The sequence below is a fragment of the Nocardia vulneris genome, from assembly GCF_001613425.1.
In the GTDB taxonomy this organism is placed as follows: domain Bacteria; phylum Actinomycetota; class Actinomycetes; order Mycobacteriales; family Mycobacteriaceae; genus Nocardia; species Nocardia vulneris.
On record NZ_BDCI01000007.1, the window covers coordinates 17,219 to 38,310 of the forward strand.

Consider the following 21,092-nt stretch of genomic DNA (forward strand, 5'->3'; position numbering starts at 1 on the left):
TCAGTTCCGTGCGTGCCGGGCCCGGCGCGGCGGCTCGACCGGCGCGTGGCTGCCGAACGGACGCGCGAGCATCACCGCGATGGCGGTGGTCAGCGGGACGGACAGGGCCAGGGCGATACCGCCGACGGACGAGCGGGCGATCTCGATGGCCACGGCGTCGCCGGTCAGCACGTCCCGGATGGAACGACCCGCGACGCTGAACAGCAGCAGCAGCGGCAACGCCCCACCGGCGTAGGCGAGCACCAGCGTGTACACGGTGCTGGCGATGTGGTCGCGGCCGACCCGCATCGCCGCGGTGAAGACCTCCCGCCGCGACGCCCCCTTGTCGATGGCGGCCAGCTCGAAGGCCGCCGAGGCCTGCGTGATGGTGACGTCGTTCAGCACGCCGAGCGAACCGATGATGAAGCCGGCCAGCAGCAGCCCGGTGATGCTGACGTGTTCGATATAGGTGGCGACGTTGGTGTTCTGTTCTTCGGACAGGCCGGTGAGATTGGTCATCTTGATCGCCACCCAGGACAGCACCGCGGCGACGATCATCGAGGTCAGCGTCCCGAGCAGGGCCGAGCTGGTGCGCAGGTTCACTCCGTGCGCCAGGTACAGCACCGCGTAGAGGATGAGCGCGCCCGCGACCAGCGCGACCGGGATGGCGGGCTTGCCGTCCAGCAGCGCGGGCAGCATGAACAGCACCAGCACCGCGAACGCGAACACCAGGCCGAGCAGCGCGCGCAGGCCGCGCCAGCGCGCCACCGCCACGATCACCACGACGAAGGCGACGACGATCAGGGTCAGCGGGAGCCCACGCGCGTAGTCCTCGAACGAGTACATCGGCGTGCCGCTCGGGTCGGTCTGGCGCACGAGGCGCAGCTTGTCGCCGGCGTGCAGATCGGGTTGGCCAGGGCCAGGGGCGATTTCGAGCAGGGTGCGGTTGCCCTTGTGCGGGCCGGATTCGATCTCGATGAGGCTGCGCTGGCAGGTGTAGGCGTTGTTGCGCGGGGCGTCGGGCTTCTCCACGAACACCTTGCCGATCGAGGCGCTGCCGCACGGCCCGATGTCTTGCAGCACCACCGTGCCCGCCTCGGTCTGCACCGCGCCGCCGCCGGCATTCTGCATGGGCAGCGGGATGTCGATGTGCTGTTTGCTCGGCCAAAGCAGGAAGGCGCCTGCCAGCACCACGATGCCGATGACGGTGAGCAGTCCGATGACCACGCGGGCGGCGGTGTCGCCGATCGCGATGGGACCGGAGTGATCGTGGTGATGGTGGTGGTGATCGGTCACGCGCAGAGCTTAAAGGATTTCATTTTCAAGTTGCGACCGGAAACAGCCGAGGGGGTATGCCGCTGACTTGCGGAGACGTTCGGGAGGGGGCGGCGGAGAGCAGGGGGATGTCTCCGCCGCCCACAGGGCTGGCGGCCCAGGGGGGTAGGCGGCCGAACCCGAGACCGAGTTAACCCAGGGGGGTAGGCAACTCGGTCGGACACTCGAAAGTGCCGATTCCTACTGTACACAAAAGTACTTCGTTTGCGCTAGAGAAGTCTCCAAACCTCGCATGTATTCATACATTCGGTATGTTTAGAGCCTGAAACCAGGGCGCTGCCGTTGCCGGAGGGTGGCGAGCAAGCTACTGGCGATAGCTGGACAGGAAGTTGCCGAAGCGCTCGATGGCCACCGCGAGGTCCCTGGCCCACGGCAGCGTGACGATCCGCAGATGATCATGGTTGGGCCAGTTGAAGCCGGTCCCCTGCACCATCAGGATCTTCTCCTGCAGCAGCAGATCCAGGATCAGCTTCGAATCATCATGGATCTCATACACATTCGGGTCCAGCCGGGGGAACGCGTACAGCGCGCCCTTCGGTTTCACGCAGGACACACCGGGAATCATGTTCAGCCGCTCCCACGCGACGTCGCGCTGCTCCAGCAGGCGCCCGCCGGGCAGGATCAGATCCTCGATGCTCTGATGACCGCCGAGCGCCACCTGAATCGCATGCTGCGCAGGCACATTCGGGCACAGGCGAGACGAGGCCAGCAGGTCGATCCCCTCCAGGAAACCCGCCGCGTGCTCCTTCGGACCGGTGATCGCCAGCCATCCGGAGCGATACCCCGCCACCCGGTACGCCTTGGAGAGGCCATTGAAGGTCAGGCACAGCAGATCCGGCGCGACCGAGGCCATGGACACGTGCTTGGCATCGTCGTAGAGGATCTTGTCGTAGATCTCGTCGGCGAGCAGCAGCAATTGATGCTTGCGCGCTATATCGGCGAGCTGCTGCAGAATTTCCGCCGAATACACCGCGCCCGTCGGATTATTCGGATTGATCACCAGCAGCGCCTTGGTCTTGTCGGTGATCTTCGATTCGATATCGGCGATATCGGGCTGCCAGCCGCTGGACTCATCGCACAGATAATGCACCGGGGTGCCCCCGGCCAGGCTGGTCATCGCGGTCCACAGCGGATAGTCCGGTGCCGGGATCAGCACCTCGTCGCCGTTGTCCAGCAGCGCCTGCATGGTGATGGTGATCAGCTCGGAGACGCCGTTGCCGAGGTAGACGTCGTCCACGTCCAGTTCGGGGAAGCCCGGCACCAGCTCGTAGCGGGTGACGACCGCGCGCCGGGCCGAGGTGATGCCCTTGGATTCGGAATAGCCCTGGGCATACGGGAGCGACGCGATGATGTCGCGCATGATCACATCCGGCGCCTCGAAACCGAACGGCGCCGGGTTGCCGATATTGAGCTTGAGGATGCGATGCCCCTCCGCCTCCAGCCGTGCCGCCTGCGCGTGTACCGGTCCACGGATTTCGTAGACGACGTTCTGCAGCTTCGTGGACTGCTCGAGTACGCGTGGCGGGCGATGCGGTAGATGACTGGGGCTCACCCGTCCCATGGTGCCAGGTGCGCGCAAGCCGATAAACGTCCAGCTCGCGCCGATTGCCGGTATTTCACCGGGACGACGCGAACCGACCCCTCGCCGGGCGGACGATTGTGACGAGCACCTCAGGAAGCGGGGTTGCCAGGAGGTATCCCCTTCGCCGCCGTCGTGCCGCAGAACTCCTCGATTCGCTCGTCCAGGAAGCGCGCGCCGACCGCGTCCCGGAAGTCCGGGCCCGCGATCCGGCGGCGCACCCCGGTCAACCGCTCTTCCAGCTGCGCGATCCGCTTGTCCTCGGCCAGCCCGAGCACCGGCCGCAACGCCTCGGCGGCACCGTCGAGACTGCCGTTGATCAGGTGCGCCGCGGCGCAGTCGACCCGGGCCAGCGATTCGGCGCCATAGGAACGTTGCTCCGACGGTCCGTTCGAGTACAGCTCGATGGCGCGCTGGGTGGCCGCCAGCGCGGGCGTCGCCTGACCGAGATGGATGTAGGTGGCGCCGGCGTAGTACTGCGCCTTCGCGTCGTTGAAGCCGAACACGCCGCCGACCTCGTCGTGCAGCGTGTCGGTCTCGGTGACCTCACGCGCGTCGTCGGCCGCCCGGATACAGCGATCGGCATCGGTCGAATTGCCCAGGCGCGACCAGATTCTGGCCTCGATATTGAGCAAACGCACCTTCGCCGTTGCGGATTCGGCGAATTCCTGGCCGCTCTGCGCCAGCAGCACACCACGGCGCGGCCGTTCCGACCAATACTCGATGAGCGCGTGCATGCCCCGGGTCCAGGCCCGTAATCCGTTGTGGCCGCACAATTCCGAATAGGCCCACGCGGCTCTGATCTGTTCGCCCGCCGCGTCGTAATAACCCAGATCGGTACTCGCGTTGGCGAGCAGACCCGAGAGGGTGCCCGCCAACAGGTACAGATGACTGGTGTCGGCGGGGCGCTGATGGCCTTCCAGCAGCCGGTATACCCGGCGGCGCACCCGTAGCATCTCCACCATCATCGGCACCGGTGGCACGTGCACATAGTCGTTCGCGATGCGTCTGACATCGGCGTCGAGCTGGTCCAACGTGGTCGCACCCACATTCGTGCTCTCGGCCTGGCCGGCGTGCTCGCTGGCCTCATGGGCAGCCGCCATGATGAGATCCCTCTCCGAAATCGCTGCTAACGCATCCCCTCTCATCGCACCGGCGTCTATGAGAGCCAAAAGGTCCGCGTCGCTCGAATATTGGGCGCGCGCCGAGGTATCGGCGGGCGCATCGAATCCGGGCGCGGTCGATCGATCGGCCATCGGCTGATCGATCATTGCCGCAAACCGTGCCCGCACAACGTCGTCGGACCTGGCCAGGGAGGTATCGAGCGCGGCTTGGTTGATCGGACGTGGGTGCACCCGGACGCCGCCGGCCTCCCACTTCGAGACCAGGCGTTCATGCACCCCGAGATGAGCCGCGAACTGCCTGATGCTCATCCTTTTGGCATCGCGAAGGGCACGGGCCTCTTTACCTGACCATTGCCGGACCACGATGTCATCCCTTCCGAACGAACTCTTTCCCAGGGTACGAGGGGTTCGTTGGCACGGCTACATACGAAACAGAGCTGGTACCAGAGGCAGCGGAAAGGCAGCGGAAAGTGGGCGTGCGGGCGATACCGAAACGGGGTTCCTACCTGGAACCTTGAGGCGGGAGGCAAGGAGTTCGCCGTGAATGTGGAGAAACTCAGGACTGTCGACGATTGGGTGGCGTTCTATCGGCACGAGTTCGGGCTACCGGTCACCGAACGTGGCGGCTTCGTCATGCTGCCGATCACCAACCGCGTCTGCGTCGTCCACTTGCCGACTGCTCGTGCCGAAAAGGTCCGGGCCGCACTGGAACAGCAGGGTACCAGGGGGCCCATGCTGGCCAGGCAGATCCGGTGGAGCTTCCTCGCCGAACCGGACAGCAGGCCGGGGGTGCAGGTGTTGGACGTGCTCAATCGTCTCGATATCGGCATCCCCGCCATAGGTAGTGCCGTGATGTTGCCGACCGGTCTCGGGCGGTGGACCCGGGAAGGGTGCTTCTGGGTATCCCCGCCGAGACGCGGCGACACGCTCCCACCGTTATCCGTCATCATCACGACGGCGCTGGCGGTGGGTGCGGGCGGCGGGGACTGATCACGCGCCGCGATCGGTTCCCGTTGCCGCCCGGCGCAAACCGGGTCGAGTCCGCCCCTTAATTCTGGCAGTCGGCGGGGCGGACTCGACCCGGTGCTTCGGTGCGCGCGGGGTCGTAGGCTCGGAACATGGGCGGTGATCGGCTGAGCGATCTGCGCGGGACATACCAGGTGCGTGCGCACCAGGTGGTGGCCGCGCCGCCCGCCGCTTTCGCCGGCCTCGACGTGCTGCGCTGCTTCGGCTTCGACGTGCTGGAACCGAACCCGGTGCGCCGCAGGAAGATTCCCGGCGGCACCGTGAAACTCGTCTTCGCGCTGGAGGGGATCTTCGAAGGACGCAGTCTCGACCCGACCGCGCTGGTCATCGGCTTGCACGATCGCGCGGGTAGCGCGGGGCACGCCGGGCGGATGCGCAGCGTTCAAGTGCAACTCGATCCGCTCAGCGCGCGCCGGCTGCTCGGTGTGCCGCTGGACGAATTGCGCAACGAGGCGGTCCCACTCGCCGAACTGCTCGGGCCACCGGTGCGGCAGCTGACCGAGCGGCTCGCCGAATCCCCCAGCTGGCCGACCCGATTCGCACTCCTGAGCGCCTACCTGCGCCGCCGCGCTCGCGACTGCGACGACCACGCCGACCGGGCGATCGTGCACGCCGTACGGGAACTGCGCCGGACCCACGGAATCCGGCCGGTCACCACGCTGGCGGCGGAAAGCGGCTGGAGCCCACGGCATTTCCGGCGCCGCTTCGCCGAGCAGATCGGGTTGCCGCCCAAGGACTACGGTTCCCTGCTCCGATTCTCGGCCGCACTCGGTGCCCTGACCAGCCGACCCGACCACGACACGAGCGCACTCGCCGCCGAGTTCGGCTACTACGACCAATCCCATCTCATCCGCGACTTCCGTCGTTTCGCGGGCGCCGCGCCGGGACGCCTGCTCGGCTGAGGGTTATCGCGCCGGTTCGACCAGCAGCCGAGCGTAATTCGCCATGGACCGTTGATATCGGGGCAGGTGCGCGGCCAATGCGCCGAGCACCAGGGACAGTCCCTCCCGGTCGCGGCCGAGCGTGGACAGGCACAGCGCGAGGCACGCGCGGACCGCGTCGTCGAGTTCATCCGAGGGTGCGTCGAGTTCGCGGGTCAGCAGCTCGACGCCCTCCGCGGCCGCACCGATGTTGCGTAGCGAACTGGACAGTTGGATTGTCGCGCGCCTGCGCCGGTAGTCGTCGAGTCCGCCCGCCAACGCCGCCCGATACAGCGGCACCGCCTGGTCGGAGTGGCCGGTCGAGTCCCAGGCGCACGCCCGCTCGAACGCCCCGCACGGATGCTCGTCCGGCAGTTCGGCGACCAGGGCGTCGATCACGGCCCGGAAGTCGGCGGCGTCGTGCTCATCGATCGTGGTCCACGCGGCCGCTACCCGATCTTCCCAATCCTGATTCACGCCGATCACTGTCGCACAGGGCGATGTCCTATTCGTCCAATACCGCGGCGCGCGTGGACCGTAGCGTTCCCCGCACCCCGACCGCGAAGGGACTCCCGCGATGTCCGCACCGCTCACCGTGCGTCTGGCCGCACTCGGCATCGGCATACACGCCGTCAATCACGTTCTCGTCCTGGTGTTCTCGCCCTTCAGCTGGCACGTCGGCACCGTGTTCCACCTGATCAGCGCCCCGCTCTACGCCGCACTGCTGCTCCCCGTGCTGCGCGGCCGCAACTGGGCCCGCATCACCATCACCGTCTTGCTCGGCGGCCAATTCCTCGGCCGATTCGTGGTCTGGGTCCTGTTCCCCACCACCGGCGCCCACCTGGCCCTCCTAGCCGGCTGGACCCTCTCCCTGATCATCTTCGCCCTACTCTGGACACCCCCATCCACCCGCCGCCACTTCCGCCGTGTACGTACCGAGGTGCCAGCCGAAACACAGTCGGCATGACGTGTTCTATCGAGACATGGTGCGAGGATAGATGTTTCGGGCCGGAGCTACCCGACGTCGAGCGCGCTCGCTATCACGGTGGCCACGTCACGAATCCGATCGCACGCCTTCGGGGCTGCAGCGGCCGCAGGCGGCACGATCAGCGAGATCTGCAATGTCCCGTCCGGTGATTCGACTGCCGCATCACAAGCGACAGGCATAGAACGGTAGATGGCCGCGGGCCGCTGCCCGATCGAAGTCGTCTCGACGATCTCGTTGCGCCCAGAGCCAGTCACCTCCGGCAGCCTTTCTGTGCTGGTGGTGATGCTGAGGAAATCGGCCACCTGTGCCCCCGAAGACAGACCTCGAAAACTGCACCCGATCTTCGTAAGACTGCTCATCGTGGTCACTTCCGTGGCATTGCGCTCGCGCGAAGCCGGGTCGAAACCCGCCTCGGCGATGCGCGCATCATCCACCCGGAAACAAGGATCGAACGCGACAACCCGGGGAACCACGTCATCGGCAGCAGGCGGCACGGCTACCCGCACCGCCCCGGGGGCAGAGGCAGCGCTGGTCGCCGGCTTCGACGCCGTCGGCCCACCCGTGTTGTCGGTGTCGGAACAACCACTCGACACTCCGATCGCACAGACCGCCCCGACCACAACCCCCAGCGTCCGACGCCCAACCAATGGACTCCGATGATCACGCATGATCCTTCCCCCTCTGACAGGCCGAATGGAAGTCCTCCGACGCAGCACGCCGACGGTGTGTCGCGGTGGCACTACGAACGGGTGGGGAGGGGGAAGTTGAGGTAGGAGCGGGAGGGGGTGGGGCCGCGCTGGCCTTGGTATTTCGAGCCGGCGGTGGCGCTGCCGTAGGGGTGTTCGGCGGGGCTGGTGAGGCGGAGCAGGCAGAGTTGGCCGATTTTCATGCCGGGCCAGAGGGTGATGGGCAGGTTGGCCACGTTGGAGAGTTCCAGTGTGATGTGTCCGCTGAAACCGGGGTCGATGAAGCCCGCGGTCGAGTGCGTCAGCAGGCCGAGCCGGCCGAGGCTCGACTTGCCCTCCAGCCGTCCGGCCAGATCGTCGGGCAGCGTGCACACCTCGAGCGTCGAGCCGAGCACGAACTCGCCGGGATGCAGCACGAAGGGTTCACCTTCGGCCGGTTCGACCAGGCTGGTCAGCTCGTCCTGCTGCTGCGCCGGGTCGATATGGGTGTAGCGGGTGTTGTTGAACACCCGGAACATCCCGTCCAGGCGCACGTCGATACTCGACGGCTGGATCAGCGTCTCCAGCAATGGCTCGACGCCGAGACGCCCAGCGGCGATCTCCGCACGGATGTCACGATCGGAAAGCAGCACGGCAAGCAGCGTAGCGCCTGCTCGCCGCCGGTCTTCAGCCGCACATCGATGCGGCCGCGGCGATATCCTCCACTCGTTCGAGGCGGTGCCGGACATTCGCGCCCGGCACCGCCCGTGACCGAAGGGATGAACCGGATGACCGAGCCCGCACTGTTCGACCTGAGCGGCCACGTGGCCGTGGTGACCGGAGGCAACTCCGGGATCGGTCTCGGCTTCGCCCGCGGTCTCGCGCGGGCCGGCGCCGACGTGTGCGTCGTCGGCCGCAACACCGAGCGCAACGCCGACGCCGCGGAGATTCTGCGCGGTTACGGCGGACGGGTGCTCACCCTGTCCTGCGATGTCGGCGACGAGCAGCAGGTGCGCGACACGATGGCCAGGGTGGTGGACGAACTCGGCCGGATCGACTCCTGCTTCGCCAATGCCGGTGTACCGCAGGGCGGTCTGCCGTTCTTGGAGACCGATCTCGCCGAATTCCGGCGGGTCACCTCGATCAACCTCGACGCCGCGTTCGTCACGCTGCGCGAGGCGGCGAAGGTGATGGTCGCGCAGGGCACGGGCGGTAGCCTGGTGGGCACCGCCAGCCTGGCCGCCAAACAGGGTGTGCCGCGCGGCCAGTCCTATGCGGCGAGCAAGGCGGGGCTGATCGCCATCATGAATTCGATCGCCGTCGAACTCGGCAAATACGGCATCCGCGCCAACTCGGTGCTGCCGGGCTGGGTCGAGACACCGATGACGGACGGCGTGTTCGCCTGGGATCGTTTCCGCGAGCGCGTGCAGCCTCGCATCCCGGCCAAGCGCTGGGGTACCGCGACCGACTTCGAGGCCGTCGCGGTGTATCTGGCGAGCCCGGCCAGCGCGTACCACACCGGGGACACGCTGCTGATCGACGGCGGCTACAGCATGTTCTGACCTGGTCCGTTTTGTCCGATTTTTCAGTACTCAGCGAATACACAGCGTGGCAATGACATCCTGGGAAAGGTGACCCCGAATCCCACGCTCGTCCCGACTCCACGCCGGGTACCGCCGCTCGCGGTGGTGGCCGGGTTGCTCACCGTGTTCATCGTCGGACTCACCGCCAACGTGGTGGCCCGCGACGGACTCACCACAATCGACCCGGATATCGCGGACTGGGCCGTCGCGCATCGCAACGGCGTGCTGACCCCGATCGCGATCACGGTCAGCAATATCGGCGGCACGGTCGCGATGACCACGCTGGCCACCCTCGCCGTGATCGCCTTCGGCTGGTTCGGGTACTGGCGCGCGGCCGGACTGGTCATCGTGACCGGTCTGCTGTCCTGGCTGTTCGTCGACGGCGGCAAGAACCTGATCGCCCGGCCGCGGCCGCCGGTCGACCTGCACGTCGTCGTCAAGACCAATTTCGCCTATCCGTCCGGGCACAGCCTCGGGTCGATGGCGATCGTCGGCATCGTGTCCGTGCTGCTGATCCCTCGCCTGCGCCGCCGCGCCGCGCGCTGGATCGCCGCGGCCGCGGCCGCCGCTTTCGTTGCCGCGGTGGGCCTTTCCCGCATCTACCTCGGCGTGCACTGGACCACCGACGTACTCGGCGGGTGGGCCATCGGCGCGCTGCTGGTGATCGCGACCTTCAGCGGCTACCGCTATCTCGAAGCGCGCGAACACGATGCGGTGCGCGACAGCGCGAAACATCCGTCAGCCGTAGGGGATCCAGGTGGTGCGGCCGTCCCCGTCCCGGTGCACCCGGCCGAACGGGACGTCGGCAAAGTGGATGCCGAAGGCCAGATCGCCGGTGGCGGCTAGCCGGTCGACCAGCATCCGGCGCCGGCGAATGCCTTCGGCGGGATCGAAATCCGAGCCACACGCCCACTCCGGATGCCGCACCTGCACCGGACTGTGCAGCGCGTCACCGATCATCACCAGGCGACGGCCCATGGACTTGAGCGCGAACGCGGTATGACCCGCGGTGTGCCCGGGGATCTCCTGGGCACGCACGCCGGGGAAAACCTCCGCGCCGTTCACGAACGGCTGCACCCTGGCCGTGATGGCCGCCAGCATCTGCGGCGTCGTGATGCTGTTGCGCGCCCAATCCGGCAGCGCCGCGACCAATTCCGGCGGCAAGGCATGCCACCAGTCCCACTCCGACTCGTTCACCAGATACCGGGCCGTGCCGAACGGCGGCACACCGCCCGGGCCCGGATACAACGTCCAGCCGAAATGATCGGTGTGCAGGTGGGTGAACGCGACCGCGTCGATCCGACCGGCCACGCCGAGCCGCGCCAGGTTGCGCAGCAACGCGCCGCCGTGCGTCGCGCCCGTCATCGGGTTGTCCGGCTCGTCCGGCATGACGACCGGACCGATCCCGGCGTCGATGAGCAGCGCGCGCCTGCGATAGCGCACCAGCAGCGCGCCGATGCCCGCGACCAGGTGCCCGTTCTCGTCGAGATGGTCGGCGTAGGCGGCCCAGTCCCGGGCGGTGGCGTCCGGCAACCATCCCGTCGGCTTCAGGAACACCGCGCCGTCGGGCACATAGGTCAGCTCCATCCGACCCAGCCGAATCGTGCGCAACCGCGGCGGTCGCCGCCACCGTTCGCGCTGCACCGTAGCGGCCGGACGGGTGTCGGGCCGGCCCGCCGCCCAGCCATGCCTCGAATCGATCCGCGATGATGTCACGTCAATACTCCTCGGTCGAGATCTGACAGTAGCGCGCGAATACCGTTCGCGTGACCCGGCTTTCGTCGCCCGGGGGCGCGGATCGGTGTCGGTCGAGAAAGAGAACGCGAGAACCCGAGAGTCCGTATCAAGATCGTGTCCAGCAACCTCGCGCGCGAACAGTCCGTCCAGACGTCCAGCTGGTGAACCCCCGCTGAACGACCCCGCGCCCGCCGTGCCGTCCAATACTGTCTGGCACCGAAGGGTTTTCACCGGGTCAGGCGGTGCCGCCGGATCGTGAGGAGGAGTTGCGGTGGTGGTCGAAGGGTTCGTCGAGCGCGGGTACGAGGACGTTCGGGTCGCGTTCGGGCAGGCGCACGAGAAAGACGCGGGCGCGGCGCAGTTGTGTGTCCATCGTCACGGCCGGGTCGTCGTCGACCTGTGCACCGGGCACGACCCGGTCTCCGGAAAACTTTGGGACGCAGAGTCGCTGGTGGTGTTGATGTCGGCCTCGAAAGGGGTGACGGCAACCTGTGTGCATCTGCTCGTCGAACGTGGACAGCTCGACCTCGATGCGCCGGTCCGGGAGTACTGGCCGGAGTTCGCCGCCAACGGCAAAACCGACGTGACGGTCGCCGACCTGCTCACCCACCGGGCCGGGCTGTGCGGCTTCGAACCCGAATCCGGTATCCGCGCAGCGGACTTCACCGATTGGGCCCGGTGCGTCTCCGCGCTCGAAACGATGGCGCCGCTGTGGCAGCCGGGTACCGCGTTCTACTATCACGCCATCACCTGGGGTTTCCTGGCCGGCGAACTGGTGCGACGCGTGAGCGGGAAAACCGTCGGCGACTTCCTCGCTGCCGAGATCGCCGACCCGCTCGGGTTGAGCCTGTGGATCGGTCTGCCGGAAACCGAAGAGCCCCGGGTTGTTCCACAGTTCACCCGTACACCCTCCCCGTCGGCCGCCGAGGTATCGGCGGTGCTCGCGCGGATGGGTATCGATCTCGAATCCCGCCTGGTGCGCAACCTTCTCGAAACCGTGGCGACCCGCGAAGACGGCATCGAACTGCTCAACACCCGCGCCGGGCACGCGGCCGAGGTCCCGGCGGGCAACGCCATCGGCAACGCCCGCGCCCTGGCCCGCATGTACGCCGCCACCATCGGCGCCGTCGACGGCATCCGCCTGCTCACCCCCGCCACCGTCGAGCGCGCCTGCCGCCCCGGCACCGACCACCTCATCCACCCGGCCCCCATCGACCTGCTCCCCGTCACCCACCGCTTCGCCAACGGCTACGAACTCCCCCAAACCAACAACCCCATGCTCGGCGCCACCTCCTTCGGCCACGTCGGCACCGGCGGCCGAATCGGCTTCGCCCACCCCGCTTCCGGCACCGCCGTGGGCTACACCTGCACCGACATGACCGCCGATGTAGCGGTGGGCCCGGATCCGCGCTGGGCCCCCTGGCTGAATGCACTCCACCAAGCCCTCGTCTGACGGGAAGTGTCTGCGCGACAGCCGTAGCCTTGATCCTGTGACACCGGAAGCCCGAGTTCTCGCGGAGGCGTTCGCGGACGACCCCTTGATGACCTTCTTCTGGCCGGATCCAGATCGCCGACGGCGTGCGCTGCCGTACTTCTGGCACTCCCGGGTCGAATCGCGACGACGTAAAGGCATTGTCGATACCGCCTCCGACGACACCGGGATCGTGAGCGTCGTCCTGTGGGATCTACCGGGTACACCCACGCCAATAGCGAAGCCGCTCAGCATGATCCGAGCACTCGGCGGGGCGACACCACGAGCCTTGGCCACCTCCCGCAAAATCGAGGGCCTCCGCCCGAAGCATCCACACCTATACCTGGCGTGCGGCGGCACGCTGCCCCACGCCCCGCGCGAAAGGGGTGACCGCGCAGCTGGTGCGAGCGCGTCTCGAGGCCAGCCGAGCCGACATCTTCGTCATCGCCACAAACGACTTCAGCGCAACCCTTGCCGAACACGACGGCTTCCACCCCACCGGCGAACTGGTTGTCGCCCGGAACGTGGTCCTGCGCGGAATGCTGCGCCCCGTGTGAGCACCGCAAATTCTTGCACCACCGGGATCGCCGCAGGTCAGGGGGTTCTGCCTGGAGTTTTCACGTCGTCTCGGGGACTCTGCTAAAGTCTCGGGAGGTGCTTCGGCATCCTGCCGATGTAGTTCAATGGTAGAACTTCTGCTTCCCAAGCAGACAGCGCGGGTTCGATTCCCGTCATCGGCTCAGTACGGCTCCGATCTGGTGGTTCAGGTCGGAGCCGGTTGCGTTTCGGGGGTGTCCGCTGCGGCAATGTTGTTCAGAGTGTGGGGGTTTCGGTGGCGGGGACCAGGCAGAGGTAGGGCTTGCCCGCGTAGGTTCGCGCACCGTCGACCAGGCCCGCTTCGGCAGGGGTGCGGCAGCGCACGTAGGGCTTGCGGCGGGTGTAGGAGACGTCCTGGTGGCGTAGGGCCGCCGCTTCGTCGGCGAATGTTTGATGGCATTGCGCGCAGTGGCACACGTTGTGCGCGCTCAACGGCCACTGGTGGTGGCAGCCTCGGCACTTCACCATCTCGGCCGACATCGTGGCCACACTCCTTACCAACCCTCATCAGATACTCCGCCACGGGAGTTCCACCACGGAGGTGCCGGCCCGGTGCGGTTCTTGCCGAGGATAATTTCCACACCCCCGGTGAGCAAACCCGTACAGCGCGGATGATGCGGCAATGCAACAACATCCGCAACCTACTCGCGACATCCGCCGCGGTTCGGCGTCCCCACACGCGCGCAGCGTCCCGCGCACTCCAGCATCCCGCGCACCTTTCAGCGTCCCGCGCGCGTGTCGTCCGACTGACACGCGCGCAGCGTGACGAAAAGTGCGCGGCAGTGCTCAACCCAGGCGCCAGAGCCAGCTGACCTCCGCGGCGCGCACGGCGTGCACGGCGCGCACGCGCCCTGCCCTCCCGCGCCGCAGCGTCCGGCGCATCCCGCGCACTTCTCAGCATCCCGCGCACCTTTTGGCGCCCCGCACACCATTCAGCGCCCCGCACACCATTCAGCATCCCGCACACCTTTTGGCGTCCCGCGCGCGTGTCGGTCGACTGACACGCGCGCGAGGTGACGAAAAGTGCGCGGCAGTGCTCAACCCAGGCGCCAGAGCTAGCTGACCTCCGCGGCGCGCACGGCGTGCACGGCGCGCACGCGCCCTGCCCTCCCGCGCCGCAGCGTCCGGCGCATCCCGCGCACCTTTTGGCGTCCCGCGCACCTTTTGGCGTCCCGCGCACTTCTCAGCGTCCCGCGCACCTTTTGGCGTCCCGCGCGCGTGTCGGTCGACTGACACGCGCGCAAGGTGACGAAAAGTGCGCGGCAGTGGTCAGCCCAGGCGCCAGAGGGAGGTGATTTCGGTGGCGCGGGCGGTGTGTAGGGGGTCGGTGGTGTCGCGGGTGCGGGGGTGGTGGGGGATGGTGTCGAGGCGGTCGAGGACATGCAGACCGGCGGCGGCGATGTGGGCGTGGAGTTCGGGGCGGGTGCGCAGGCCGAGCCGTTCGGCGAGGTCGGAGAGGATGAGCCAGGCTTCGCCGGTGGGGGTGAGGTGGGCGGGCAGGCCCGCGAGGAACTGGCGCAGCATTCCGCTGTCCGCGTCGTAGACGCCGCGCTCGAGCGCGGAGGTGGGGCGGGCGGGCAGCCAGGGCGGATTGCAGACGATCAGGTCGGCGCGGCCTTCGGGGTAAAGGGTGGGGCCGGTGACGTGGACGGTGTCGGCGAGCCGCAGCCGGGCCGTGTTCTCGCGGGCACAGGTCAGGGCGCGCGGGTTGTCGTCGGTGGCGACGATGCGCCGGATGCCGCGCCGGGCGAGCACCGCGGCCAGCACGCCGGTGCCCGTGCCGAGATCGAAGGCCGTCGCCGCACCGGCCGGTAGCGGCGCACCCGCGACGAGGTCGACATATTCACCGCGGACCGGCGCGAACACGCCGTAGTGCGGATGGATGCGGTCGCCGAGAGCCGTTATGGGGACACCCTTTTCGCGCCATTGCGCAGCACTGAGCACACCGAGGAGTTCGGTGAGCGCGACGAGCACGGGCCCGCGGCCCGGTCCGTACGCCTGATCACAGGCCGCGCGGACGTCGGGGGCGCGGCGCAACGCGAGCGCGTGATCGTGCTCGAGGTGCACGAGCAGCTTCCCGAGCACCCGGGCGCGCTGGTTGCGGGCCCGGCGTTGCGCGCGAAACATCTCCGCCGGATCTCCTTGGCGTGCAGGCGCTTTCCGATCGATACGCCGTGCCATCGCGCGCAGCAGCTGGCGAGCGTTGTGATAGTCGCCGCGCCACAGCAGGGCGGTGCCTTCGCAGGCCAGCCGGTACGCGGTGGCGGCGGGCAGCCGGTCGTCGGCGATCAGGACGCGGCTCGGTGCCGGTGTCGCGCTTTCGGAATGCCAGCGGGCGGATCGGACGGTGTCGGCTTCGGTCCAGGTCACGGTGGACACGGACAACTCCTCGTGGTCGGGCAGTCAGGGGCACGGAGTGCACCTCGACGAGGAGTTATTGCGAGTGGGTGTGGCTAGTGCTCCCGCGTCGACGTGCGCGCGGAGCCGTCCCCTACAACCATGCCCATGGTCATGACAGACCCTTCCGAACGAATGTGCCACCAGTCTCGCACACCCGTGGCGCTACCTCACGACGCGATGTCGACTTCGGCATGCAAGCGACGGAACCTACTGCCGTGGAAGACGAGCGGGTCGACGTCGGTGCGGGTGGCGATGCGGTGGATGCGCAGGATGACGACCGCGTGATCGCCCGCTGGCACCTCCGCCTCCGGCACCCCTTCGATCCACGCCGACGCCCCGTCGAGGAACACCGCCTCGCCGGTGCCGCGATGTAATGCGGTGCCGCGGAAGCGGTCACCGTTGCGGGCGCCGAGCGAGCGGGCGGCGTCCTGCTGATCGGTGCCGAGCAGGCTCAGGCCGAGGTGACCCGCGGCGGCGAGTTTCGGCCAGGTCGAGGACGAGTTCTGCACGCAGAACGACACCAGCGGCGGATCGAGCGAGACCGGCACGAAGGTGCTCACCGCGAGACCGTGTGGGGCGCCGTCGATATCGGCGCAGACGGCGACCACGCCGCTCGGGAAGTTGGCGAAGGCACGGCGTAGGCCGCTGCCGTCGGCGGGAGATTCGAAGAGCTCATGCATGATCGGTCGCCTTCACGGTGGCCAGCGCCTGGGCGACGGGGCGCCACCGGTCGCTGTAGCGGTCGATCGCGCCGTCCTCCTGAAAGGTGCGATCGGAGAGGTAGAGGCCGGGCAGCGCGGCGGTGGCGCCCAGTTCGACGAGGACCGGTTTGAGCAACAGGTCGGGTGCGAGCGCGTGCCCCGGGCCGGCGCCGAGCATCACGGGAACGCCGAGCACACCGGCCAATCCGGTGCCGCCGTCGAACTGTTCGAGGAACAGCTTCAGTAGCCCGGTATAGGTGGCTTTGAACGTGGGGCTGGCGAAAACGACCAGCTCCGAATCGGCTACGGTGCGCACCGCCGCGCCCACCGCGGGATCACCCCAGCCGAGCAGCGCGGGACCGAACTCGACCAGATCGAGCACGGTGGGCGCCACCTCAGGACGCAGCCCCCGCGCGACCAGTGTGGCCGCGGTCAGGGTGCGGGAAGCGGGCTTCGGATTGCCGACTACGACCGTCACTGTCACTGTTCGTATCCCTCTCGCTGACAAACTGTTCGACCGCGCGAGCGGTCAGAGCACCCCGTGCAACGGCGGCGCCGTGCCGTGCAACAGGGCACGGCCGAGGTGCTGGTACTTCCATCGGACCGGGTCGTGCAAGGTGTGCGTACGCGCGTTCCGCCAGAAGTGATGCAGGTTCAGATCAGCGGCGGCACTGCGTGTTCCGCCCACTTCGAACAGCGCGCTCGACACCTCGGTCGCGGCCCGATCGGCGAGCACCTTCGCGGCCGCCACCGCGAGCGAGGCCCGCGCGGCGGAATTCACCTGCGCCGCAGTACCGGTCGCCGCGTCGACGGCGAGACCCGCCGCGGTGAGCGTGGCCTCGGCGGCGGTGACCGTCACGGACAACTCACCGAAGCGCTGGATCAGCAAGGGATCGTCGATCGCGCGGGCGACGTCGGCTTCGAACCAGGGCCTGCTGGTGGTCTGCACGAATTCCGTTGCCGCCGTGAGTGCGCCGCGGGCGATACCGGTATCGATGGCGGCGTGCAGCAGCTGCGCGAAAGCGCCGTACGCGTGCGGGGCCCGCACCGCCGTCGAACGGGCGATCACCTGGTCGGGGTCCACCAGGACCTCGTCGAACCGTACGGTGCCGCTGCCGGTGGTGCGCTGGCCGAAACCGTTCCAGTCGTCGATGATCTGCACGCCGGGAGTATCGGCGGGCAGATACACGATGTACTCCCCCGGCTCGAGCCCGCTGCGCCGGTCCGGATCGTCCAGTTTGGTCAGCACCGCCAGCAGATTCGCGAACAGCGAACCGGTGCAATAGAACTTGCGACCATCGACGCGAAACCGTTTGCCCGCCGGGCGCAAGGTGGTGCTGATATCGGCGATGGTCGCGCCGCCGCGTTCGGACTGCGCGTTGGCGATGCGCGCACCGTCGAGCACCTGCCCGAAGTACCTACGCCGCTGCGCCTCGGAACCGGCCAGCCGCACCAGGTTCAGATAGACGAAGTGGCTGTGCGGGATCTGCGCGATATTCGGGTCGGCGGCCGCGAGAATCCGCACCACCTCCGCGACCGCGCTCGGCGGCAGTTCCGCGCCACCGTACTCGGCGGGCACGGTCACCGCGAGCAGGCCGGCGGCCGCGAGCCGATCCACCTCGTCGTGCGGCAGGACGCGGTCGCGGTCGCGCACAGCGGCACCGGTGGCGAACTGCGCCGCGAGCCCCTGCGCGACCGAAAACGCCTGCGCCGCCGAGGTGATGCGATCAGCCGCGACCGCGGTCATCAGCCGACCGCCGCGACCGGCCGCCGCGCGGCCTCCAGTTCCCGGACCAGCGGCAGCACCTTCGCCCCGAAGTACTCGATCTCCTCCTGGAAGTGCAGGAAGCCGCCGAGGATCAGGTCGACGCCGAGCTCGCGGTAGGCGACGATGCGCTCGGCGATCTGCTCGGGGGTGCCGATCAGTTTGGTGCGGAAGCCGTCGTTGTACTGCACGAGATCCTCGAAGGTCGAGTCGGCCCACATGCCCCTGTGGTCCTTGGTGGACGCGCCCGCCTGCTGCACCGCGTCCCGGAAACCCTCCACAGCAGGCTTGTTCGCCTTCTCGATGATCTCACGCAGCGTGTCCTGCGCTTCCTTTTCGGTGTCCCTGGCGATGATGAAACCGTTCAGGCCGAACTTCACCTCGCGACTGTGCTCCCGCGCGACCGCCCGCAGATCGTCGAGTTGTTCGGTGACGCCGTCGAAGTCCTTGCCGTTGGAGAAGTACCAGTCGGCGTAGCGGCCGCCGTTGCGGCGGGCGGCGGTGGAGTTGCCGCCTTGGAACAGTTCGGGATTCGGCCGTTGCGCGGTGTTGAGCGGTTTCGGCTTCAGCGTGAAATCCCGGATGCGGTAGAAGTCACCGCCGTAGTTCACGTTGTCCTCGGTCCAGATCTTGCGGATCACCTCGAGGAATTCGGCGCTGCGCCGGTACCTTTCGTCGTGCTCGAGCCACGGCTCGCCCAGCGCGGTGAATTCACCGGCGAACCAACCGGAGACGACATTGATGGCGAAGCGGCCGTTGGAGAGGTGGTCGGCGGTGGCGCCGAACTTCGCGAGCACCGCGGGATGCCAGAGGCCGGGGTGGATCGCCGCGATCACCTTCAGCCGCTCGGTCGCGCCGAGCAGTGCGAGGCTGAACGAGGTCGACTCGTGCTGGAATTCGGCGCCGTAGGACGCGGTGTAGCGCACCTGGGACAGCGCGTATTCGAACCCGTTGTGCTCAGCGGTCTGTGCCAGCTTCTTGTTGTAGTCGAAGTCCCAGCTGGTGCGCTGTTCGATATCGCTGGTGACCAGTCCCCCGCTGACATTGGGCACCCAGTAGGCGAATTTGATCTGGTCGGCGATCTGCTCCGTGGTCATAGCTGCTCCATGGTTTCGGGGGTAGCCGTCGATCTACATCACTCCAGCACCGCGACCCGATCGGCACGAGGGTTTGAATCTGTGCGATCGGATCGCTGTGCCGAGGCGTGCCGATATCAGGCGCTGGCGAGGGCTTCCGAGAAGGTGGACCGGGCGAACTTGCCCGCGGGCGTGAACCGGCCGAGCACGGCGAGCGCGTCTTCGCCGGTGACCCGGGTGATGAAGGCGTTGGCGGCGTCGAGCGAGTCGACCTCGAGGAAGGGCTGCGGGTGGTGCAGCAGGCCGACCAGCGCGGCGGCGAACTTCGGCGCGACGCTCGCCGCCGCGAACAGCTGATTGCCGATCTCGGCCAGCTCGGGGTCGCCGAGGAACAGCCGGGTGACCTTGTTGGCGGCGTCGCCGCGCACCGCGAGGAACTCCGCGTACTGCTCGGTGAACCAGGCCTCGTCGAACGGACCGTCGTGCACCGCCGCGGCGGCCACCAGTCGCTGGGCCTGGATGAGCCCGCTTTGCGCGCCCTGCCCCGCGATCGGGTCGTAGGCCGCGGACGTGTCGCCCAGCGAAGCCACCACGTGGCCGCCTGCGGTGTGCCCGACGGCCGCCCGGACCACCGGCCGCACGGCGCCTTTCAGCCAGGAGTGCGGGTCGTCGGCGAGCACCTGGGTGGCCAGCACCTCCGGCAGGTCCCAATCGATGTAGTCCCGGTACAGGTCCTGCACGACGCGCAACGCCGATTCCGCGGAATCCGCTGTGGCGAAACGGGTTTCCCAATCGCTGCCGGGGCGCGCCCAGCCGAGGAAGGCCCAGCTGGGTCCGGCGTCCTTGTGCAGGTACGGGCCCCACCAGGCCTCGCCCTGCTCGGCCAGGATGGAGAAGCCGCTGTGCGCGCCGCCGGCGGGGCTGCGGTGCGCGAAAACATCCTTGTCGTGGCCGATTCCGGTCACGGTGACGGTGAGCAGCGACCGCTGCGGCGCATCGTACGGGGTACGCGTCTCGTCGATCGGGAACAGATCGGACAGCCCGCCACGGCCGGTGGCGACCAGGGTCAGCTCGTTCGCCGCGGCGATCGAATCGAGGGTCTCGGGGGTCACCGACTCCACGACAAAGCGACCGCCGCGCTCGAGGAACGCGCTCAAACGCTCGTCGGCCTTCAACCGGGTGTCGACGGCGACGCCGACATAGCCGTCGAAAGTGCCGTCGAACTGGATCAATTCGGCGCCCTCCGGTCCGGCGATCCGGACGCTGAGGCCGGTATGCCGGGGTGCGCGACCGGTGTAGGTGTCCAGGCCGAGCGCCGACTCGGCCTGCTGGGTCACGCCGAATTCGAGCGCGGTGCCGGTGGCGGGGACGTCGTCGCGCAGACTGCGCTGATCACGGTCGCTGTAGAGGGTCACGTCGAATCCGGCGTCGAGCAAACCCAGTGCCGCAGTGGCGCCGGTTTGGCCCGCACCGATCACCGCGGCCGAACGGGGGGAACGGGGAACGGAATTCTGCGTTGTCATGTAGGGATCATCAGGGTGTGCCGCGGCCCTCGTGAGTGTTGCGATCACCGAGAATCAATGAGCGAACCGGCCTTTGCGCAGGCGTACCATTCGGCCCATGTCGTTTACCGTTGCCGAGCTGACCGGCGACCGCACCGAGCAGTACCGCCAGCTCACCGAGCAGGCGAGCGCGCTGGTCGCGGGCGAGCCGGACCGGACCGCCAACGCCGCGAATATCGCGGCGCTGGTATTTCACGCACTGCCCGACGTCAATTGGGTCGGCTTCTATTTTCACGACGGGCACGAACTCGTGGTCGGGCCGTTTCAGGGCAAACCGGCCTGTGTGCGCATTCCCCTCGGAAAAGGCGTGTGCGGCACGGCGGCACAGACCAGGGAAACGCAATTGGTGCCGGACGTGCACGCTTTCCCCGGCCATATCGCCTGCGATGCCGATACCCGCTCGGAAGTGGTTGTCCCCCTTGTGCACAACGGCGCGCTGATCGGTGTCTTCGATCTGGACAGCCCGAAACCCGGCCGGTTCGACGAGATCGACCGGCAGGGCCTCGAATCCGTCGCGCAGGCGTTCCTCGCCGCACTTCCTGCGTAATCGACTGTCGTTGCGGTGCAGGCACCGCAACGACAGT

General features: G+C 67.9%; 22 protein-coding genes and 1 tRNA gene. 9 read left to right on the plus strand and 14 right to left on the minus strand.

Going from position 1 to position 21,092, the window contains the following annotated elements; translation table 11 throughout:
• The 3 genes from NVU01S_RS09350 to NVU01S_RS09360 all read right to left on the minus strand — a co-directional run bounded on the left by NVU01S_RS09350 (window position 1) and on the right by NVU01S_RS09360 (window position 4,380).
• On the minus strand, window positions 1-1,275 hold the full coding sequence (locus NVU01S_RS09350; RefSeq protein ID WP_043670452.1) for a YibE/F family protein: 1,275 nt from the start codon (window positions 1,273-1,275) through the stop codon (window positions 1-3).
• A gap of 343 nt (window positions 1,276-1,618) precedes the next feature.
• The gene (locus NVU01S_RS09355) at window positions 1,619-2,875 is read right to left on the minus strand and encodes a pyridoxal phosphate-dependent aminotransferase (protein ID WP_014988874.1); all 1,257 of its coding nucleotides are present in this window, start codon (window positions 2,873-2,875) and stop codon (window positions 1,619-1,621) included.
• Window positions 2,876-2,985: 110 nt separating this feature from the next.
• The gene (locus tag NVU01S_RS09360) at window positions 2,986-4,380 is read right to left on the minus strand and encodes a helix-turn-helix domain-containing protein (protein WP_043670449.1); all 1,395 of its coding nucleotides are present in this window, start codon (window positions 4,378-4,380) and stop codon (window positions 2,986-2,988) included.
• Between the two features lie 177 nt (window positions 4,381-4,557).
• On the opposite strand from NVU01S_RS09360, the gene NVU01S_RS09365 reads away from it, so the two are divergent.
• The gene (locus NVU01S_RS09365; protein ID WP_014988876.1) at window positions 4,558-5,007 is read left to right on the plus strand and encodes a hypothetical protein; all 450 of its coding nucleotides are present in this window, start codon (window positions 4,558-4,560) and stop codon (window positions 5,005-5,007) included.
• Between the two features lie 128 nt (window positions 5,008-5,135).
• A complete protein-coding gene (locus NVU01S_RS09370; RefSeq protein ID WP_052280594.1) occupies window positions 5,136-5,945 on the plus strand; it encodes an AraC family transcriptional regulator in 810 nt (269 codons plus the stop codon).
• A 3-nt stretch (window positions 5,946-5,948) separates the two neighbouring features.
• On the opposite strand, the gene NVU01S_RS09375 is transcribed toward NVU01S_RS09370, so the two are convergent.
• On the minus strand, window positions 5,949-6,440 hold the full coding sequence (locus NVU01S_RS09375) for a tetratricopeptide repeat protein (protein WP_175068881.1): 492 nt from the start codon (window positions 6,438-6,440) through the stop codon (window positions 5,949-5,951).
• A 100-nt stretch (window positions 6,441-6,540) separates the two neighbouring features.
• On the opposite strand from NVU01S_RS09375, the gene NVU01S_RS09380 reads away from it, so the two are divergent.
• Complete coding sequence (locus tag NVU01S_RS09380; protein WP_043670445.1) at window positions 6,541-6,930, plus strand: hypothetical protein; 390 nt, start codon at window positions 6,541-6,543, stop codon at window positions 6,928-6,930.
• 47 nt (window positions 6,931-6,977) lie between these two features.
• Here NVU01S_RS09380 and NVU01S_RS42375 read toward each other — a convergent pair whose 3' ends face one another.
• Complete coding sequence (locus tag NVU01S_RS42375; protein ID WP_082032041.1) at window positions 6,978-7,619, minus strand: DUF3558 family protein; 642 nt, start codon at window positions 7,617-7,619, stop codon at window positions 6,978-6,980.
• Window positions 7,620-7,690: 71 nt separating this feature from the next.
• Window positions 7,691-8,269, minus strand: coding sequence for a dCTP deaminase (gene dcd, locus NVU01S_RS09390; protein WP_043670439.1), 579 nt, complete (start codon window positions 8,267-8,269; stop codon window positions 7,691-7,693).
• 135 nt (window positions 8,270-8,404) lie between these two features.
• Here dcd and NVU01S_RS09395 point away from each other — a divergent pair, with 135 nt between their 5' ends.
• A complete protein-coding gene (locus NVU01S_RS09395) occupies window positions 8,405-9,178 on the plus strand; it encodes an SDR family NAD(P)-dependent oxidoreductase (RefSeq protein ID WP_043670719.1) in 774 nt (257 codons plus the stop codon).
• A gap of 69 nt (window positions 9,179-9,247) precedes the next feature.
• Window positions 9,248-10,045 (plus strand): phosphatase PAP2 family protein, encoded by a 798-nt coding sequence (locus NVU01S_RS09400; RefSeq protein ID WP_156161578.1) that lies wholly within the window; start codon window positions 9,248-9,250, stop codon window positions 10,043-10,045.
• Here NVU01S_RS09400 and NVU01S_RS09405 read toward each other — a convergent pair.
• Entirely contained in the window at window positions 9,938-10,915 is a 978-nt protein-coding gene (locus NVU01S_RS09405) for an MBL fold metallo-hydrolase (protein WP_244467239.1), read from the minus strand. The two genes, NVU01S_RS09400 and NVU01S_RS09405, sit on opposite strands and share 108 nt — an antisense overlap.
• A gap of 292 nt (window positions 10,916-11,207) precedes the next feature.
• On the opposite strand from NVU01S_RS09405, the gene NVU01S_RS09410 reads away from it, so the two are divergent.
• The 3 genes from NVU01S_RS09410 (at window position 11,208) to NVU01S_RS09415 (ending at window position 13,147) form a co-directional block, all read left to right on the plus strand.
• Window positions 11,208-12,389 (plus strand): serine hydrolase domain-containing protein, encoded by a 1,182-nt coding sequence (locus NVU01S_RS09410; RefSeq protein WP_209444799.1) that lies wholly within the window; start codon window positions 11,208-11,210, stop codon window positions 12,387-12,389.
• Window positions 12,390-12,808: 419 nt separating this feature from the next.
• Window positions 12,809-12,964, plus strand: a complete 156-nt coding sequence (locus tag NVU01S_RS43295; protein WP_156161577.1) for a hypothetical protein — start codon at window positions 12,809-12,811, stop codon at window positions 12,962-12,964.
• 112 nt (window positions 12,965-13,076) lie between these two features.
• Window positions 13,077-13,147, plus strand: a tRNA-Gly gene (locus tag NVU01S_RS09415).
• Window positions 13,148-13,220: 73 nt separating this feature from the next.
• Here the strand turns inward: NVU01S_RS09415 and NVU01S_RS09420 are convergent.
• The 7 genes from NVU01S_RS09420 to NVU01S_RS09450 form a co-directional block, all read right to left on the minus strand.
• Entirely contained in the window at window positions 13,221-13,484 is a 264-nt protein-coding gene (locus NVU01S_RS09420) for an FDXHR family putative zinc-binding protein (protein ID WP_156161576.1), read from the minus strand.
• Window positions 13,485-14,273: 789 nt separating this feature from the next.
• Window positions 14,274-15,389 carry a methyltransferase gene (locus tag NVU01S_RS09425; RefSeq protein WP_373864192.1) on the minus strand — a complete coding sequence of 372 codons (1,116 nt, stop codon included), beginning with the start codon at window positions 15,387-15,389 and terminating at the stop codon, window positions 14,274-14,276.
• A gap of 182 nt (window positions 15,390-15,571) precedes the next feature.
• Window positions 15,572-16,084: a flavin reductase family protein gene (locus NVU01S_RS09430; protein WP_043663817.1), complete on the minus strand. Its 513-nt coding sequence runs from the start codon at window positions 16,082-16,084 to the stop codon at window positions 15,572-15,574.
• Window positions 16,077-16,589, minus strand: coding sequence for an NADPH-dependent FMN reductase (locus tag NVU01S_RS09435; protein WP_043663818.1), 513 nt, complete (start codon window positions 16,587-16,589; stop codon window positions 16,077-16,079). The genes NVU01S_RS09430 and NVU01S_RS09435 overlap by 8 nt, the downstream gene beginning before the upstream one ends.
• A gap of 45 nt (window positions 16,590-16,634) precedes the next feature.
• On the minus strand, window positions 16,635-17,852 hold the full coding sequence (locus NVU01S_RS09440; RefSeq protein ID WP_043663820.1) for an SfnB family sulfur acquisition oxidoreductase: 1,218 nt from the start codon (window positions 17,850-17,852) through the stop codon (window positions 16,635-16,637).
• Complete coding sequence (sfnG, locus tag NVU01S_RS09445) at window positions 17,852-18,967, minus strand: dimethylsulfone monooxygenase SfnG (RefSeq protein WP_043663823.1); 1,116 nt, start codon at window positions 18,965-18,967, stop codon at window positions 17,852-17,854. Before sfnG ends, NVU01S_RS09440 begins: the two co-directional genes overlap by 1 nt.
• A 116-nt stretch (window positions 18,968-19,083) precedes the next feature.
• Complete coding sequence (locus tag NVU01S_RS09450) at window positions 19,084-20,469, minus strand: styrene monooxygenase/indole monooxygenase family protein (protein ID WP_043663825.1); 1,386 nt, start codon at window positions 20,467-20,469, stop codon at window positions 19,084-19,086.
• Between the two features lie 97 nt (window positions 20,470-20,566).
• Here NVU01S_RS09450 and msrC point away from each other — a divergent pair, with 97 nt between their 5' ends.
• On the plus strand, window positions 20,567-21,055 hold the full coding sequence (gene msrC, locus NVU01S_RS09455; RefSeq protein ID WP_043663827.1) for a free L-methionine (R)-S-oxide reductase MsrC: 489 nt from the start codon (window positions 20,567-20,569) through the stop codon (window positions 21,053-21,055).
• Window positions 21,056-21,092: the final 37 nt, after the last annotated feature.